Source organism: Auritidibacter sp. NML120636, assembly GCF_003185945.1.
Classification (GTDB): Bacteria; Actinomycetota; Actinomycetes; order Actinomycetales; family Micrococcaceae; genus Auritidibacter; species Auritidibacter ignavus.
On sequence record NZ_QHLO01000004.1, the window covers coordinates 191,275 to 207,829 of the forward strand.

The 16,555-nt window shown below is 55.9% G+C and carries 15 protein-coding genes and 1 pseudogene; 6 read left to right on the plus strand and 10 right to left on the minus strand.

Annotation, left to right across the window (positions count from 1 at the left end):
* Positions 1-8 precede the first annotated feature (8 nt).
* Both DCC25_RS05470 and DCC25_RS05475 read right to left on the minus strand, forming a co-directional pair.
* Positions 9-509, minus strand: coding sequence for a DedA family protein (locus DCC25_RS05470; protein ID WP_233487915.1), 501 nt, complete (start codon positions 507-509; stop codon positions 9-11).
* Positions 502-1,941, minus strand: coding sequence for a CCA tRNA nucleotidyltransferase (locus DCC25_RS05475; protein ID WP_110100966.1), 1,440 nt, complete (start codon positions 1,939-1,941; stop codon positions 502-504). The genes DCC25_RS05470 and DCC25_RS05475 overlap by 8 nt, the downstream gene beginning before the upstream one ends.
* A 159-nt stretch (positions 1,942-2,100) precedes the next feature.
* Here DCC25_RS05475 and DCC25_RS11525 point away from each other — a divergent pair.
* The 5 genes and pseudogenes from DCC25_RS11525 to trxA all read left to right on the plus strand — a co-directional run.
* Positions 2,101-2,679: pseudogene (locus DCC25_RS11525) on the plus strand (NUDIX domain-containing protein); the annotation flags it as partial.
* 374 nt (positions 2,680-3,053) lie between these two features.
* On the plus strand, positions 3,054-4,766 hold the full coding sequence (gene murJ, locus DCC25_RS05485; RefSeq protein WP_233487916.1) for a murein biosynthesis integral membrane protein MurJ: 1,713 nt from the start codon (positions 3,054-3,056) through the stop codon (positions 4,764-4,766).
* A 128-nt stretch (positions 4,767-4,894) separates the two neighbouring features.
* Positions 4,895-6,604 (plus strand): hypothetical protein, encoded by a 1,710-nt coding sequence (locus tag DCC25_RS05490; RefSeq protein WP_110100912.1) that lies wholly within the window; start codon positions 4,895-4,897, stop codon positions 6,602-6,604.
* Positions 6,605-6,723: 119 nt separating this feature from the next.
* Complete coding sequence (gene trxB / locus DCC25_RS05495; RefSeq protein ID WP_110100913.1) at positions 6,724-7,677, plus strand: thioredoxin-disulfide reductase; 954 nt, start codon at positions 6,724-6,726, stop codon at positions 7,675-7,677.
* A gap of 29 nt (positions 7,678-7,706) precedes the next feature.
* Positions 7,707-8,030 (plus strand): thioredoxin, encoded by a 324-nt coding sequence (gene trxA, locus DCC25_RS05500; protein ID WP_110100914.1) that lies wholly within the window; start codon positions 7,707-7,709, stop codon positions 8,028-8,030.
* Positions 8,031-8,635: 605 nt separating this feature from the next.
* Here the strand turns inward: trxA and DCC25_RS05505 are convergent.
* From DCC25_RS05505 to rpmH, 8 genes are all read right to left on the minus strand, one after another.
* Positions 8,636-9,802, minus strand: a complete 1,167-nt coding sequence (locus DCC25_RS05505; protein ID WP_233487917.1) for a ParB/RepB/Spo0J family partition protein — start codon at positions 9,800-9,802, stop codon at positions 8,636-8,638.
* A gap of 98 nt (positions 9,803-9,900) precedes the next feature.
* The gene (locus tag DCC25_RS05510) at positions 9,901-10,830 is read right to left on the minus strand and encodes a ParA family protein (RefSeq protein WP_110100916.1); all 930 of its coding nucleotides are present in this window, start codon (positions 10,828-10,830) and stop codon (positions 9,901-9,903) included.
* A gap of 43 nt (positions 10,831-10,873) precedes the next feature.
* Complete coding sequence (gene rsmG / locus DCC25_RS05515) at positions 10,874-11,578, minus strand: 16S rRNA (guanine(527)-N(7))-methyltransferase RsmG (RefSeq protein WP_110100917.1); 705 nt, start codon at positions 11,576-11,578, stop codon at positions 10,874-10,876.
* 16 nt (positions 11,579-11,594) lie between these two features.
* Complete coding sequence (locus DCC25_RS05520; RefSeq protein ID WP_110100918.1) at positions 11,595-12,158, minus strand: R3H domain-containing nucleic acid-binding protein; 564 nt, start codon at positions 12,156-12,158, stop codon at positions 11,595-11,597.
* Positions 12,155-13,117 carry a membrane protein insertase YidC gene (gene yidC / locus DCC25_RS05525; protein ID WP_110100919.1) on the minus strand — a complete coding sequence of 321 codons (963 nt, stop codon included), beginning with the start codon at positions 13,115-13,117 and terminating at the stop codon, positions 12,155-12,157. The genes DCC25_RS05520 and yidC overlap by 4 nt, the downstream gene beginning before the upstream one ends.
* 5 nt (positions 13,118-13,122) lie before the next feature.
* Positions 13,123-13,500: a membrane protein insertion efficiency factor YidD gene (gene yidD, locus DCC25_RS05530; protein ID WP_110100920.1), complete on the minus strand. Its 378-nt coding sequence runs from the start codon at positions 13,498-13,500 to the stop codon at positions 13,123-13,125.
* A gap of 3 nt (positions 13,501-13,503) precedes the next feature.
* Entirely contained in the window at positions 13,504-13,917 is a 414-nt protein-coding gene (rnpA, locus tag DCC25_RS05535; protein ID WP_208392264.1) for a ribonuclease P protein component, read from the minus strand.
* A 54-nt stretch (positions 13,918-13,971) separates the two neighbouring features.
* The gene (gene rpmH / locus DCC25_RS05540) at positions 13,972-14,109 is read right to left on the minus strand and encodes a 50S ribosomal protein L34 (RefSeq protein ID WP_110100922.1); all 138 of its coding nucleotides are present in this window, start codon (positions 14,107-14,109) and stop codon (positions 13,972-13,974) included.
* Between the two features lie 431 nt (positions 14,110-14,540).
* Between rpmH and dnaA the strand changes: the two genes are divergently transcribed.
* Positions 14,541-16,079: a chromosomal replication initiator protein DnaA gene (gene dnaA, locus DCC25_RS05545; protein WP_110100923.1), complete on the plus strand. Its 1,539-nt coding sequence runs from the start codon at positions 14,541-14,543 to the stop codon at positions 16,077-16,079.
* Positions 16,080-16,555 lie beyond the last annotated feature (476 nt).

A 16,555-nucleotide genomic window follows, 5' to 3' on the forward strand; every position in this document is an offset into this window, starting at 1 on the left:
CCTCCAGCCTAAACGTTGTTGTGCCGACCTCGGAGTTTCGCGACGAACCAGATGACTAGCGCGATCACGATCAAGGCCACCACCACGCCGGTGGCCACCGGCCACCGGGTGAAGAAGTAGCTCAGCGCCCGGAAGGAGACCACCCCGACCGTGGCGTAAATTGCCGCCCAGGCTGCCCCGCCCGCTGCGAGCGCGGGGACGTAACGGAACCACCGCATCCGGGTCACCCCGGCGGCGAAATTTACCAACGTTTGGAATCCGATGGTTAGAAAGCTCAGCGCCACCACTGGGGCGCCCCACCGGTCAATCGCTCGCTCGGCGCGCTGATACCCGTCGGTCTGTAATACCCGCGCCAGCCGAGTGTGCGTCCGACCCACCCCGGTGCGAATGCCACGACCTAGTAGATAGGTGCCGCCGGCGCGGGCCCAGATCACCACATAGAGCCCCAACCAAATCACGAACCACGGTGCGGTCCATGACATCGGGTTGTACCAGACTCCATCACTCATCCCTCGGCTCCGCTTTCGTGTGGGATTCGGGTTGTTGCTCCCACCAGCGCAATAACTCGGCTTCGGCTTCCTCGGCGGTGTGCGGGCCCTGGTCCAACCGCCAGTCCAGCAGATGCTGGTAGGCACGTCCGACCAACGGTCCCGGGGAAATCCCCACGATCTGCATGATCTGTTGGCCGTTGAGATCGGGGCGGATCTTCGCCAATTCTTCTTCGGCCGCCAACTGCTCAATGCGTTGTTCGAGGTCATCATAGGCGTGAGCTAACCGGTTGGCCTTACGTTTATTCTGGGTGGTGACATCCGAGCGGGTCAGCGCGTGCAAATGCTGCAACATGTCCCCGGCATCGGTCACGTAGCGGCGCACCGCCGAATCACCCCAGCCAGCATCTCCGTACCCGTAAAAACGCATGTGCAACTCGACCAAAGTGGCCACCGCCCGGATGGTTTCTTTATCAAAGCGCAAAGCCTTCATCCGGGACCTGACCATCTTTGCTCCGACCACATCGTGGTGGCGGAAGGTCACCGCCCCGTTTTTCTCAAACCGACGGGTGGCGGGTTTGCCGATATCGTGCATCACCGCTGCGAAACGGAGCACGAAATTCGGTGCCGACACATACTCCGGTTCCCACTCCATGGCTTGCTCCAGCACCTTCAGCGAGTGCTGGTAGACGTCCTTATGATGGTGGGCGGCATCCATGGTCAGTCGCAGGGCCGGCAGTTCGGGGAGCACGTGCTCAGCCAGTCCGGTCTGGACCAACAGTTCCAAACCGGCCCGCGGATCGGCCCCGATCATCAGCTTGACCAGCTCATCACGGACCCGTTCGGCAGAGATGATGTTAATGCGTTCGGCCATCTCGATCATCGCGGTGCGTACGTCATCGGCTACCGACAAGCGCAATTGCGACACGAACCGGGCGGCCCGCATCATCCGCAACGGGTCATCGGAGAACGAAGCTTCGGCTCGGCCCGGAGTTCGTAGCCTCCCGGCGAACAGATCCCGAATGCCACCGAAGGGATCAACCAGCTCGAGGTCGGGGAGTTTCAGGGCCATCGCGTTAACGGTGAAATCCCGACGCAACAAGTCGTCAGTGAGGTCGTGGCCGAAGACCACCTGCGGTTTGCGCGATTCGGGGTCGTATTTTTCGGCCCGGTAGGTGGTGATCTCCACCTGCCAGCCGGCCTTACGGGCCCCAATGGTTCCGAACGCGGCCCCAATATCCCAGATCGCATCCGGCCAGGTGCCCAACACCTCAGTAATCTGCTCCGGAGTGGCGTCGGTGGTGAAATCCAGGTCCACAGCCGCCACCCCGAGGAAGATATCGCGCACCGGTCCGCCGACCAGAGCCAGCTCGAAACCGGCCTGCTGAAATATGTTACCCAGTTCTACCACGAGCCCCGGCACCGTGGCTCCGTGAGGAAAACCAGCGGGCAACGGTCGTGCAGCGTTGAGTGCGTGGGTGTCGTCGGGGTGTTGAATCACAGTATCGTCTCGGCGTGGTCTCTGGGTGGTTGGTTGGTGTCACTGACGAATCGTGGGCATGCAGTCGTAGCTTCAGTTCTGTGATGAGGTAATCGGGATAGAGTGGACAACATGTCTCGTTTTCGGTCACCACGACGCCCCTGGAATAGCTGGGGCTCCGGTACGCCCGAAAACGCTGAACCCACACGCCCGGCACGAATCGATCGTTTCGATCCTACACGGCGTACCCCCCGTCCGCGCGAGGATGCCCAATTGCCCACAGTGGAAGAAATTTCGGCCGGTGGCATGGTCGTGCGGGAACGTCTCGGCCGGCTCCAGGTAGCCATCATTGCCCGCTATAACCGCGGAGGCCGGCTGGAATGGGTCCTGCCCAAGGGCCATCCGGAGGGTGAAGAAGATCACCACGCCGCCGCCGAACGAGAAGTCGCCGAAGAAACCGGGATCTCGGGAACAGTGCTGACTGCGCTGGGCTCCATTGACTACTGGTTTACCGTACCCGGACACCGCGTGCACAAAACCGTGCACCATTTCTTATTGCGTGCCACCGGCGGGAATTTGACCATTGAGAACGATCCCGACCACGAAGCCATCGACGTTGCCTGGGTCGACCTGGAACGGCTCTCTGCTCGCCTCAGCTTCGTCAATGAACGCCGAATTGTCGAAGTCGCCCACGAGGCGCTACCCGAGTACTTTGCCCACGTACCGGTGACATTCCGGTCCCGACGCGTCATCCCGCTTCGCCGCCGACTACCATCCGGGCTCATTCCGGAGAATCTGCGCCCCACACCAGCGACTCGGGACCGGAACAACGAGTCTACCGACACGTCACAGAATGTCGGCACCCCCGGACAGCAGCACCACTCCGCCGGGCCCGAAACGGTAGGCTCCTGCCAGCAGACCGAGGAGCGGACCCCTGCCGATCACCCAGGTCAGCCCGGTCAGGATGCCGCGACTCAACCCACCACACCACCAACCCCGTTCGAGTTGATGTTGCGGGTACAACGCTTCCGCCATCCGTCTGGGCCATCGAAATCATCCCAGCACCCACCCCAGGAAGATCAGCGGTGAGCGAGCGTCCTGTCCCTGAAGACCAATCGAAATCCTCTGCCGGAGCTACCAAAGCCTCAGCGCTCATGGCCTCCGGCACTTTAGTGTCTCGAATTTTAGGCTTCGTTCGTACGTCATTGCTCGCCGTGGCCATTGGGTCCACCGCCTTAGTCGCTGACGTCTTCGAATCCGCCAACACCATCCCCAACGTGATCTACATGTTGCTGGCCGGTGGTGTCTTTAACGTGGTGCTGGTACCTCAGCTGATTAAGGCTGCCAAAGCACCCGACCGGGGCGCCGACTACACCTCCCGCATCCTGACCCTCGCCTTGTTGATCATCGGGGCCTTTACGATCGCGATCACGCTGTGTGCCTATCCGATCATGAATGCGCTCACCCTGGGCTGGTCGGAACCCAAGCTCGCCTTAGCCACCGCTTTCGCGTTCTGGACGTTGCCCCAGATCTTCTTCTACGGGATGTATGCCATCATCGGGCAGATCCTTAACGCTCACGGACGCTTCGGCGCCTATATGTGGGCGCCGGTGGCCAATAACGCGGTGGCCATCCTGGTGATTGTGGCCTACATCGTCACCTTCGGCCATTACACCGGGATGTCGGATGAGGACCAATTACTCGCTTGGTCCCCTACCCACACGGCAGTCTTAGCTGGAGGCCACACCCTCGGCATTGCTATCCAGGCACTCGTGCTGTTGTGGCCGCTGAAACGTTTGGGACTGGGGCTGAAACTGAAGTTTGGCTGGCGCGGGATGGGATTGCGCACCACCGGTCGGCTGGCCGGATTCACCATCATCACCATGCTGGTCGGCAACGTCACCAACCTACTCATCAACCGCCTGGTCACCGGAGCCACTGAGGCGCGGTCCACTGTCGCCGAAACCCCCGAAGCCGCTGCCGCGGTCCCCGGCCTCTACGCCCTGAACGTCTCGCAACTGATTACCGTGCTCCCACACTCGGTGTTCGTGCTGTCGATCGCCACGGTGCTGTTCAACCGGTTGACCCGCTCCCTGCAGGACCGCGATACCGTCGCAGCCCGGTGGACCACCGGCGCCGGGCTGAGTAGCTTCGCGGTACCGATGATGTTTGCCATGATGGTAGTGCTCGTCTTGGCTGCCCCGATCGGGCGACTGTTCTCCGGATCTTCTGACACCGCTCCCATCTCCGCGGCAGCAATCGGCCAAATCCTGGTGCTACTGGCCATTGGCATGCCCTTCCGCTCGGCACACTTCTATCTGTTGCGCGTGTTCTACGCCTCCGAGAACGCCACGGTGCCCATGATCGTGCAGTGCACCGCTTCGGTGATCACGCTGATCTCGGCCTATCTGCTTGCCCCGATCATCCCGAACGCCTCCCTGGCACACCTGATTGCGCTACTGTTCACGGTGGTGCACATCGTTCAGTTCCTCATGGTGCACTTTTTGACTCTGAAGCGGTTCGGGAACTACCACACGAGCAAGGTCTTCACCGCCTACCTGCGCACCGGGTATGCGGCCGTGGCCTCCGGGCTGGTTGGCGCGTTGGTGCTGTTGCTCTTGGGTGGCTATCACAATGGGTTTCCCTACGCCTCGATTCTCACCGCACTGATCACCTGCGCGGTGGTCGGAATCGTGATGCTCGCGGTGTATCTGCTGGCTTGTCGGGCTTTGAACGTCAAAGAACTCGACGACTATCTCGGCCCCTTGATCAAACGTTTCACACGCTCGACCGAGTAAAACTCTGGGATAATCCCGTGTGATTGACGCACAGCGTCGCCAGGGTGCGACTAGCATAGAAGATTAGGTCGAATAAATGGTCTCTGCCGACCACGACCAACTCTTAACCCGACCCTGGAGGAAAGATCGTGGCACAACTCGACGAAGGTAACGTGCTGGGCGGACGGTACCTGATTACCGGACAGGTCTTGGCCACCGCTGAGCAAGATGTGATCCTTACCGGACTCGATCAAGTACTCAATCGTGAAGTAATGATTCTGGTGGCCTCCCCCGATCACGCCTCCCAGGTCGCAACCTCAGCCCGGCAACTGGCTACCGGAGAACGTTCCTCCGACGTTCAGGTCCTGGACCTGGGCTTGTCGGACGACCGCACCTACCTGATTTCCGCCGGGGAGACTGACCCACAGTCCTTACTCTCCCTGGTAACCGGCCACGAGGTCTACGTCGAGCCCTTTTACACCGAGAACCTGGGATCCGAAATCTTCGGTGAATCTCGGTCCTACGAGCCACAGACCTACGACGACGATGACGAGTACTACTCCAGCCTAGATTCCGATGTGGCCGCCAGCCGGGAGCAACAGCCACATCGGTCGAAATTCCTCAACCGGATCTCCGATCGCCTCAACGACTCGCTGAACCGCACCGACGATCCCTCCAAGCTCGTCCGTCCTGGAGACACTCCCCACCCCAACACGACGTCCCGCCCAGCCCACGATGCCGGTGCGGGTGCCGCTGCTGCCGGCGTGGGTGCCGGCCCGACACGTCACGATGGCCACAATGACCACTCGGGCCAAGGGGATCAGGACACTGACCACGGCCCGCGTCACGCAGACGATGAATCGACCGTACCGACCGAACCCGTGAGCCATTCGGACTCCGAGTCGGTACAAACCGGTCCAATTCCGGTGATCGACGACTCTGACGACACCCCGGAGAAGACAGGTCAGGAACCGGCCGGTCAGGCTCCGGCTGCTGAAGCAGCTGCTGCCAGTGTCGAGGCATCAGAGGTTCCCACAGCTAAGGACCCAGCACCGCAGAATGTTCAACAACGCGTCGCCCAAGCTATGGGCAATTCCGCCACAGTCGGTGGTTCCGCCTCCGCACCCCAACCGGCCACATCCGGTGGCGGATACGGCGACAGCTATCCGATGGAATACGCCGAAGAACGCCAGGGCGGCGGGACCGGTCGATGGATTGGCGCTGTCCTGTTGCTCTTGGTCCTCGTCGTCGCCGTCGTGCTGATGTTTACCTTCCTGGGACGTGGCGGTTCGGAACCCGTGGCCGAGCCGACGTCTTCGGCCCAGCCCAACGAGCAGGGCGAGCAAGAGCCACAAGATGGCGAGTCCGCGGATGACGACGCCTCACCGGTGGCCCCAGCGCCGTCTATTGCCGGCATCTCCCGCGTGGTCCCCGATTCACCGAATCTTAGCTCCCAAACCGACGACCAGCTTCCGTTAGCAGTCGATGGTGATGCGGCGACCTCGTGGCGTTCATTGTCTTTTGCTCAATCGCAGTTTGGTGGTTTCGCCCGAAATCTTGCTCTCGTCGTTGAACTGGAGGAAGACTCGGAGATCACCGAGGTCAACATCGACCAGAACGGCGGATCCGGCGGAAGCTTCCAGGTACTCGTCTCAGATACTGAGAACCCGGCTGATGGAACTGCCGTAGCAGAAGGCTCCTTTACCGGGCCGAGCTACACCGCCTCGGTGTCGAGCGAGGATGGTGAGCCGGTTACCGGGCAGTATGTCATTATTAACTTCACTGATTTGCCACAGGCTGCCGATGCGTCCGCCGATCTGCCCTATGGGCTGAATATCGCTGAAATTACCGTGGATTAAGGTGATGGAATATCCGTCACTGCCTTACCGTTAAGGCTGGATGAGTAAACAGACTGTGCACGCACATCACTCCGTTGGTTTCCACCAAACCCGGTAGCTGATGTCGGAAAGTAGAGGTCATCACCGTGACGGAAGTTGATGCCAACGATGTCCGCAATGTGATCATCGTCGGTTCGGGTCCCGCTGGGTACACCGCAGCAATATATACTGCCAGGGCCAATCTTAACCCTGTGGTTTTCACTGGAGCAGTCACCGCCGGTGGCGAGCTGATGAACACCACCGATGTTGAAAACTACCCTGGTTTCCCCGATGGGATTTTGGGCCCAGAACTGATGGCCAATTTTGAGGCCCAGGCCCGCCGCTTCGGCGCTGATATTCAGTATGAGGATGTGGTAGATGTCGATCTGGCATCCCATCCTAAGGTCGTGACACTCGGTAATGGGGACAGCTACCGTGGGCGTACCGTGATTATTGCCACGGGATCCGCTTATCGTCACCTTGGGATTGACGGCGAACAACGCCTGAGCGGTTTTGGTGTCTCCTGGTGTGCGACCTGCGACGGTTTCTTCTTCCGCAATCAAGAAGTCGCTGTGGTCGGCGGCGGTGACTCCGCCATGGAGGAAGCACTCTTCCTCACTAAATTTGCCTCAAAGGTCTACGTGATTCATCGTCGTGATGAACTCCGAGCATCCCACATCATGGCACAGCGCGCTCTTGAAAATGACAAGATCGAGTTCATTTGGGACTCCGTGGTCACACATCTCTCCGGAGAAGATAAACTTCACACTGCCGGCATTGAAAACCTGAAGACTGGCCAGCGCTCAACCCTGGATATCTCCGGCCTCTTTGTCGCTATCGGTCAGGACCCTCGCACCGAACTCGTCAAAGATGTTTTGGACCTCAACGATGATGGCACGATCAAGGTTGCGCATCCGTCTTCCCAGACCAACATTGACGGCGTGTTTGCCGCCGGAGACGTCATCGACCCTACCTATCGCCAAGCCGTCACGGCCGCCGGTACCGGCTGTGTAGCAGCACAAGATGTAGAACACTACCTTATAAATCTAGGCTAATACGTAGTTATCAACCTTTAGGAGTTGAAATGGCAACTTTCGATGTTACCGATGCAGACTTTCAGGAGAAAGTCCTCGAGAACGATAAACCTGTACTCGTCGACTTCTGGGCAGAATGGTGTGGTCCGTGCCGGATGTTGACTCCCGTTCTGGAGAAGATGGCAGAAGAGCACGCGGATAAAATTACCGTGGCAAAGCTCAATGTTGACGACAATCCCCAGGTTGCCTCGCAGTACGGCATTACCAGCATCCCTGCGGTGATGGCTTTTAAGAATGGGGAGAAGGTCGCCACCTCGATCGGTGCGAAGCCACAGCCTGCACTCGAGTCTGAATTTGCGGACCTTCTGAAATAAGAATATACAGCGCTCTACCCGGGACGGTGGTTTCACGTGAAACCACCGTCCTCTTTTTTTACGATCTGTGCTCACCTATCGGTTCGTAGCTGTGGAAGTCCAACCATGCTTGCTAAATCACCTGGAGTACGAACTAACTCATACGCCTAGTCCGATGCCAAATCATCCTCTTTTCGTAGGATTGGAGACACAATCATTGACCACGAGGTCGCATGTCCGCATACCCGCAACTGTCCCCTCGCAAATGCCACCTTTCTTACTGCATGCTCTTACGCTGTAGCTCATTGATTTCGCACGGCTCGCTTTACCCTTAGCCGGGTTTTTGCTGAATGTGAAATTTGTTGTCAAACCAGGAGTACCCACGAGCATGACTGTCTACTCGGGAGGCAATGTTTCACGTGGAACTTATGTATCCGGACCAGTCGGTATCACGCTCTCAGCCATCGCCGATGGTATCAACTGCGACAGCACCGTGGCGTCTATGCACCTGTGATCTCGAAGAGAGGGTTCGCATTCAGAAGTCATGTACCACATGGGGAGCCGTGTTTCACGTGAAACAAAACGAGGCCCGACCGTACGGGTCAGGCCTCGCAAAAACTCTTCGGCTATTGACGTTGTGAAGGCTGGATCAGCGCCATGATCCTGTTCAGGTCTTCTACCGAGGCGAAATCGATGGAGATCCGGCCCTTCTTAGCACCTAACCGAATGTCTACTGTCGTATCCAGTTCGTCAGAGAACATAGCAGCGAGATCATCGAATGTCTGTGTTCCACGTGAAACGCTTCGACGAGCATGAGGCTTACGAGAACGATAGAGACTCACGAGCTCCTCGGTGGCCCGAACAGACAACCCCTCAGAAACCACGCGGTCAGCAATTGTTTCCATCACAGCTGGATCTTCAGCACCCAATAGAGCGCGCGCATGACCCGACGACAGCACCCGGGCCGCCACCTTAGACTGTACTGACGCCGGTAACTGCATCAGCCTCAGACTGTTGGAAATTGCTGGACGCGACTTTCCGATATTCTTCGACAGTTGCTCTTGAGACCAACCAAAGTCTTTCAACAGTTGCTCATAGGCTGCAGCCTCTTCCAGTGGATTCAGGTCGCTACGATGAATGTTCTCTACGAGCGCTTCCACGAGCATACGGTCATCACTTGCATCCCTGATAACCGCAGGAATAGACGACAATCCCGCAAAGCGGGAAGCACGTAAGCGACGTTCGCCCATGATTAACTCATACGTGCTCTCACCAATTTCACGCACAACAATTGGTTGTAGCACGCCCACTTCACGAATCGATGCGACCAGCTCTTGAAGCTCATCTTCGTCAAACTCCTGGCGTGGCTGCTGTCTATTCGGTGTGATTTGCTCTAGATCAAGCAAAACTAGACGACTATCTGATACAGGAACGCTCTGTTCGCCGTCCAGCGAACCCGTTCTCTGACTCCCTGAAGTCTCCCGGTGTGCCGCGAGAGGATTTGGCATCGATGGACGACGATATCGATCTCTGCGTTGATCCTGTCCCTGCTCTGGTGATATTTCGAAGAAGAGGTCTGAGGGACGAGACCGGGTACCGGCTGCTACACCAGAGTTCCCCGCTTGAGCATTGGTACCACCAGCAGGAGCGCCTTGGCTAGCCTCCTCGGACAGTTTCTCTGCCGGTTGAGACACATTCTCCGTGCTGTCTTCAGCATTAACTGGCCCCACCTCGGGTTGGATAAGAGCGCCCAGACCCCGACCAAGACCGCGTTTATTCTTCTTTGCACTCACGATAACCTCCCCTTATATGGTACCCGTTCCACGTGAAACGGCGCACACGCCACAGAGAAGGAGTCTCGGCACGAGGCAAACAACAAGATAACGCGATACTAACGACCTTGTTTACGCCCACGTTCAGCAATCTCGAGAGCAGCTTCTCGATAACTCAAAGCACCTGACGAAGCAGGATCATAAGTCATCACAGACTGCTGAAAACTGGGTGCCTCGGATATCCGAACATTACGCGGAATCACAGCATCAAGCACCTGATCCGGGAAAAACTCGCGAACCTCTTCCGCGACCTGAATCGCCAAATTGGTGCGACCATCGTACATAGTCAACATAATAGTTGATACTTCGAGTTCTTCGTTCAAATGCTTTTGAATCATTTGAATGTTCTTGGTCAGTTGGGATAGACCCTCAAGGGCGTAATACTCGCTTTGGATAGGGATCAAAACTTCCTTCGCTGCCACCAAAGCGTTGACAGTCAACAATCCCAAACTAGGAGGACAATCGATGAAGATGTAGTCAAGCCGTGGCAGGTCTTTTTTCTTCCGGTATTCGAGATACCGCGCTAGCGCTCTAGCCAGCCGATGCTCTCGGGCGACCAATGACACTAGTTCGATCTCCGCACCAGCCAGATCGATGCTGGCCGGGGCTACGATCAAGGAATCCGTTTCTGGGTTTTGTTGAACCACTTCGTGCAGCTCAAAGTCATTAATAAGAACATCGTAGATGGAGTCGGTACCCTGTGAATGCTCCACGTTCAGAGCAGTTGACGCGTTGCCCTGGGGGTCCACATCAATCACCATGACGTTCATACCGCCACGTGCCAATGCGGAGGCAAGATTCACCGTGGTGGTCGTCTTTCCAACGCCGCCCTTTTGATTGGACACAGTCAGAATACGTGTGCGCCCGGGCTTCGGAATCTTCTTGGAGTCCAAACGTTGCCGTCGTTTCGCCTCGAATGCGATCTCAGCAGCCAGCGGCGTAGCCGAGGATTGCGACTCGGCAGCCGTTGAGGAATCGTTATTGCTCATACGCGCTTTTCACACTCCGATGCCATGACGGCGACACTATTGACTACCCCAGTCTATCCCCAAACGTTACCCTGACAACGGTCGTGGGAATCTCAAGCAGGTCATCCCCGCAGGTCAGGACTGTGACGTCCTTGGCCCGATGCGTGCGAAGTACTTTCTGTGCCTTCGAAATTTCCTCCGCAGCACTACGTCCCTTGAGCGCTAGAAGTTCACCGTCTCCGTGCAAAAGCGGCGCAGTTAATGGGATGAGTGATTTCAAGGCAGACACGGCTCGTGCAGTCACGACATCAACGTCGAGGGTATCTACCACCTGTTCAGCCCGGGCACGCACCACATCTACATTATGCAAACTTAGGTCCCCGATCACGTCCTCTAACCACAGCACCCGTCGCTCTAATGGTTCAACAAGCACAAACTGAACGTCGGGTCGGGCTATGGCTAAGGCAATACCGGGTAAACCGGCTCCTGATCCAACATCGGCCACCAGTGCGCCCGAAGGAAACAATGTCTGCGCAACGGCGCAATTTAACACGTGACGTTCCCACATAATCGGGATTTCGCGTGGGCCCAAAAGGCCCCGTTCAACACCCGTCGTCACCAGATGATTCACATAACGCTGGGCAACCTCGCCCGCCTGGCCATAAATCTCCCGCACAGCACCTTGAATCCATTGCGATTGTTCACTCAATCGGCTGATGGCTAAGGCGGTGTCGTAACCGACCTGCCCATGATGCTGATCCTCGGCCATAGGGATCCATCCTTCATCAGTTGTCGGCGGAAATGACCACGTGGCGGCGTGAGCCTTGCCCCTGGGATTCGCTGACTAGGCCCGCTTCAGCCACGACGTCGTGAATGATCTTGCGCTCATAGGGCGACATCGACTTCAGGTGTACTTCGTCCTTTTCGCCGTCCTTAATCTCAGCAATCGCGTCTTCAGCCAGTGAGCGAAGCTCAACCTCGCGTTGCTGTCGATGCCCGGCAATATCCAACACGAGTCGAGATCGTTGGCCGGTCGACGACAAGACCGACAGTCTTGTCAGTTCCTGGAGTGCTTCAAGGACTTTGCCTTTGGAACCAATCAAGCCCCGCAACCCGTCATCTTCACCGTCGGTGACAACAGAAACGTAGGTGCGACCATTTCGCACCTCAATATCGATGTCTCCGTCAAGATCGGCAATGTCAAGAAGCTCTTCAATATAATCGGCAGCGCGATCGCCCTCTTCTTCGATCGTCGAGACCGATTCTTCAGTCTGTTGGGCTTCGACCCTCTGCTCATCAAGAGTATCGTCAGGATCGACGGCGTTATTGAGTTCTTCAGTAGTAGTCATCGTTTCTTTCTACTCTTTCTCACAGGTTGCTGGCGCTGGCCTTTCGGCTTATTTGCTTTCGCTTCGGCCTTAGCCCGCGCTTCCTCAGCTGCTTTACCAATGGGTTCAAGACCCTTTGCCACACGGCGTTCATTTAGCTCCCGTTCCGCCTGCGAGCCAGGGGCCGGGTTCCGACGAATAATGTAGAACTGCTGGCCAACCGCCCAGAAGTTTGTTGCGGTCCAGTAGACCAAAACGCCAATAGGAAAGTTGATGCCACCGATGGCGAACACCAAAGGCAAAACGTACAGCATCAGCTTCTGCGACTGCGCAAAGGGGCCGGTCATCGCTGCCTCAGTCATGTTCTTGCTCATCAGCATCCGTTGCATATAGAACATCGACGAAGACATCAAGACAATCATCACCGCAGCCACGATGATGACCGACCAGTCGAGGTTCTCACCGGTCGATCCCAGGAAGGTGTCCTGCATTTGTGCGCCGAAGATGCTCGATCTGGCAAATGAGGAGATTTCCTCATGGCTCAAGGCCGCGATGTTCTCGCCGTTTGCCGCTGCATGAGATGCCCCGTTAAGTACCTGATATAGCGCGAAGAAGAATGGCATCTGAACAAGCATGGGCAGACAGGCTGAGAATGGACTGGTCCCATGTTCCTTGAACAGCGCCTGCTGCTCCATAGCCATCGCCTGACGCGACAGCTGGTCTTTCTTCCCTTTGTACTTCTGCTGGAGTTTCTTAATTTCAGGCTGCATCGCCTGCATGGCACGCTGGGATTTGATCTGGCGCACGAAAAGGGGCAAGAGCAAGGTGCGGATGGTGATCACCAAGAGCACAATCGCTAGCGTCCAGGTCCAACCGGAATCATAGCCCAAGCCCAAAAAGCTCAAGAAACTGTGAAAAATACTCAGAATCCAGGAGACAACCCATTTGAAGGGAAACAGTATGACATCGAAAAAGCCCATGGCGTTCAGTTTTCCTCTGCTGTGTGTGAGCCGGGTTCTTCCGGTACTTGCGGGTGATTCAGTCTAATGATCTTGGGCAATTTACCCTCTGGCCAAACTCTATGACTTGGCGGAACCGGATCAACTCCACCAGACTGCCACGGGTGGCAACGAAGAATTCGCCACATGCCTAAGCCCATTCCTTTAATGGCACCGTGTCGATAGACAGCTTCGAGTGTATAGGCCGAACAACTCGGAAAAAATCGGCACACTTGACCATACAGTGGCGAGATCACAGCCCGGTACGCTATAAGCACCGAGGCAACAGCATCAGAAGGCAGGGCACGAAACCGACCCCACTGCTTTCTCGGGCTTAACGTGATGTAGGGCGATTCAACGGGCATACCTTAGTCTTCTGCCATTTCTGTCATGCTTGTTCTGTCACGCTGGGCCATTTTCTTCATCGCGTGTAGCCATTGGCCAGCCACATCGGACCTTAACTCATGATAGTCAACCTGAGCTGACCGAGGCAGAGCACGAATCACAACATCTTGCGCAGGTGAAGAATGATCTCCCACGGGGAAGTGGTCCTCTTGGAAAAGACTGGCTACAGCAGCACGCAAGCGTCGTTGTACGGTTTTGCGCGTAACCGCATTGCCCACTGCCTTTGAGGTGATGAATCCCACCCGCGTTGGGCTAAGACCTTCAGGATTCTCACTCTGTTGCTGAAAAGCCACAGATACGACAATGTTCCGGCCCCCAGCGCGGGTGCCGGAACGAATTGTCCGTGAAAAGTCCTTGCCCTTTCTGATCCGGTTCATTCGTGGCAACACGCGATCACGACCGGCAGGTACTGCGCTAAAGGATCAAAATAGTTAGGCAGAAACGCGCGCCCGGCCCTTGGCCCGACGTGCTGAAAGCACTGCACGACCGGCCCGGGTCCGCATCCGAGCACGGAAACCGTGCTTGCGAGCGCGACGGCGGTTATTCGGCTGAAAAGTCCGCTTACTCATGGTTAATTCTCCAAGCTATATGGTCTTGCACCGTACACCCAGGACGTCAGTCATCCACCAGGCGTTAATGAACTCGGTGTCAGTTCAAGGTCATTGGTCTTTGAATAGCGCACTACGCTACGCGGTAGCACGAACACAGACCTGTCAAGAATAGTTACTTTCCGATCGATGCGTCAAATCCACGAGGATACACTTTCTCAACAACCTTCGCACATGCTGTGAATAACACTGTGCATAACTCTCATTTCCCGCGTGATCACGCTAGGCTATTACCACTGGTCGTTGGCACGACCAGTTGTCCTGTTCATGTTCAGACCCCCTCGTGGTCATAGGACCAGGGCGGTCTCACGGCCTGAACTGGACAGTCCACAACACCAGTTACGATAGGTCACTAACATCACGACCACAGCGGTTGTGAAGAGGAGAGTCTCGTGGTTCCAGATGACTCAATCACAAGTTCGTGGCGTCACGTTGTCCAAGAGATCAAAGACACAGGACAAGTCAGTGCACGTCAAATGGGGTTTTTGGATCTGGCAGTGCCTCAAGGGCTGATTGGGAACACACTTCTTCTCACCGTGCCAAATGAACTCACTCGACAAGTTCTTGAGGGCCAATTACAGGCTACTCTGAGCCAGGCCCTGCACAAGGTCTTTCAAACTGATCTCCGTTGCGCCTTCTCGATTGATGCAAGTCTGCAACCTGTCACCGCGGAACCAGTTCGCTCCTCCGAACCTTCCTATGACCGGCCTCACGCTGTGGATAACTACGTTGATAACTCTGCGCGACGGTTTGCGACAGAGGACTCGATTCGACCACGTCATGACCAGGATTACTCGAACCCCACCACGGTACTGAGCGCCAGAACGAACCCGGCTCCTAGTCCCGAACCTGAAACAATTGATGCAACCCCGGCAGACTCAGAAGAACGTACCCGGTTGAATCCTCGATACCACTTCGAGTCATTTGTCACAGGTTCGTCCAATCGATTTGCGCACGCGGCAGCCAATGCGGTGGCTGAAGCCCCGGCGAAGGCCTATAACCCGCTGTTCGTTTACGGAGAGTCTGGGCTGGGTAAAACTCACCTGCTACACGCCATCGGTCACTACGCCCAGGAGCTTTATCGCGGTCTGCGAGTCCGGTACGTAAATTCCGAAGAATTTACGAACGACTTTATTAACTCCATTCGTCATGATGAGGGTGCCAGCTTTAAGCAGATCTATCGAAACGTCGACATCTTGCTGATCGATGACATTCAGTTCATGGCCAATAAAGAAGCTACGGTTGAAGAGTTCTTTCACACCTTCAATGCTCTGTATAACAACAATAAGCAAGTGGTAATTACCTCTGATCTACCACCGAAGCAACTTTCGGGTTTCGAAGAACGACTACGGTCCCGCTTCGAATGGGGTCTCACCACAGATATTCAACCGCCAGATCTAGAAACTCGTATCGCGATTCTGAATAAGAAGGCGGAATCTGACGGTCTCTATGTCCCCACAGATGCCCTGGAGTACATCGCTTCACGGATCTCGACGAATATTCGCGAGCTGGAAGGCGCACTTATTCGCGTTGCTGCCTACGCTTCGTTGAATCGTCAGCCGATTGACTATTCTCTGGCTGAGCATGTTCTCAAGGACTTGATCCCTGATGCCGATTCCCAGGAGATTACGTCTGGATTGATCCTTGACGAGACCATGAAGTACTTCGGTTTCACACTCGAAGAGTTGCAATCGAAATCTCGAACCAAAAAATTGGTCAATGCCCGGCAGATCTCGATGTACCTACTCCGTGAGCTAACGGAGATGTCCCTACCACGCATCGGTGCAGAGCTTGGCGGACGAGACCACACCACCGTGATGCACGCGTACCGAAAGATTCGTGACCTGATGGGTGAACGTCGCACGATCTATAACCAAGTCATGGAGCTAACCAACCTCATCAAACAGGCAGCACGTAATAAGCACAACTAATCGCTAGAGATACCCCTGTGATATTCAAGTCACTCTCAGCTTGAAGATTTTCTTTTATTCACCTCAAGTTCAACTTGAATGTTGGTCCACACCGTTAAACCCGCCAAATAAGGAGATTTGTCCAAAGCTGGAGACCATATATCCACAATCGTCCAGGTATATCCACAAATTATCCACACACAACATTCAACCCCCATAAACAGGTGTGGATAACTCTGGGGATAGAACGGGGAGAAATACCAAAACCCTTTGGATACTCCCCCTCTTCCCTGTGAATCTGCTGAACAGCCAAGTCGCGAAACTCCACGACAATCCCCAGCCCACACGAGCACATTCCACGCGACCATCCACAAATTCAACCGCAAAATGAGCGCTGAGCAACCGCTTATCCACATTATCCACAGGACTTATTAACACCACTTACCCTTAAAAATCCCCATCTACAGAACAACAACCTTCCAGACACTTCGCGTTTG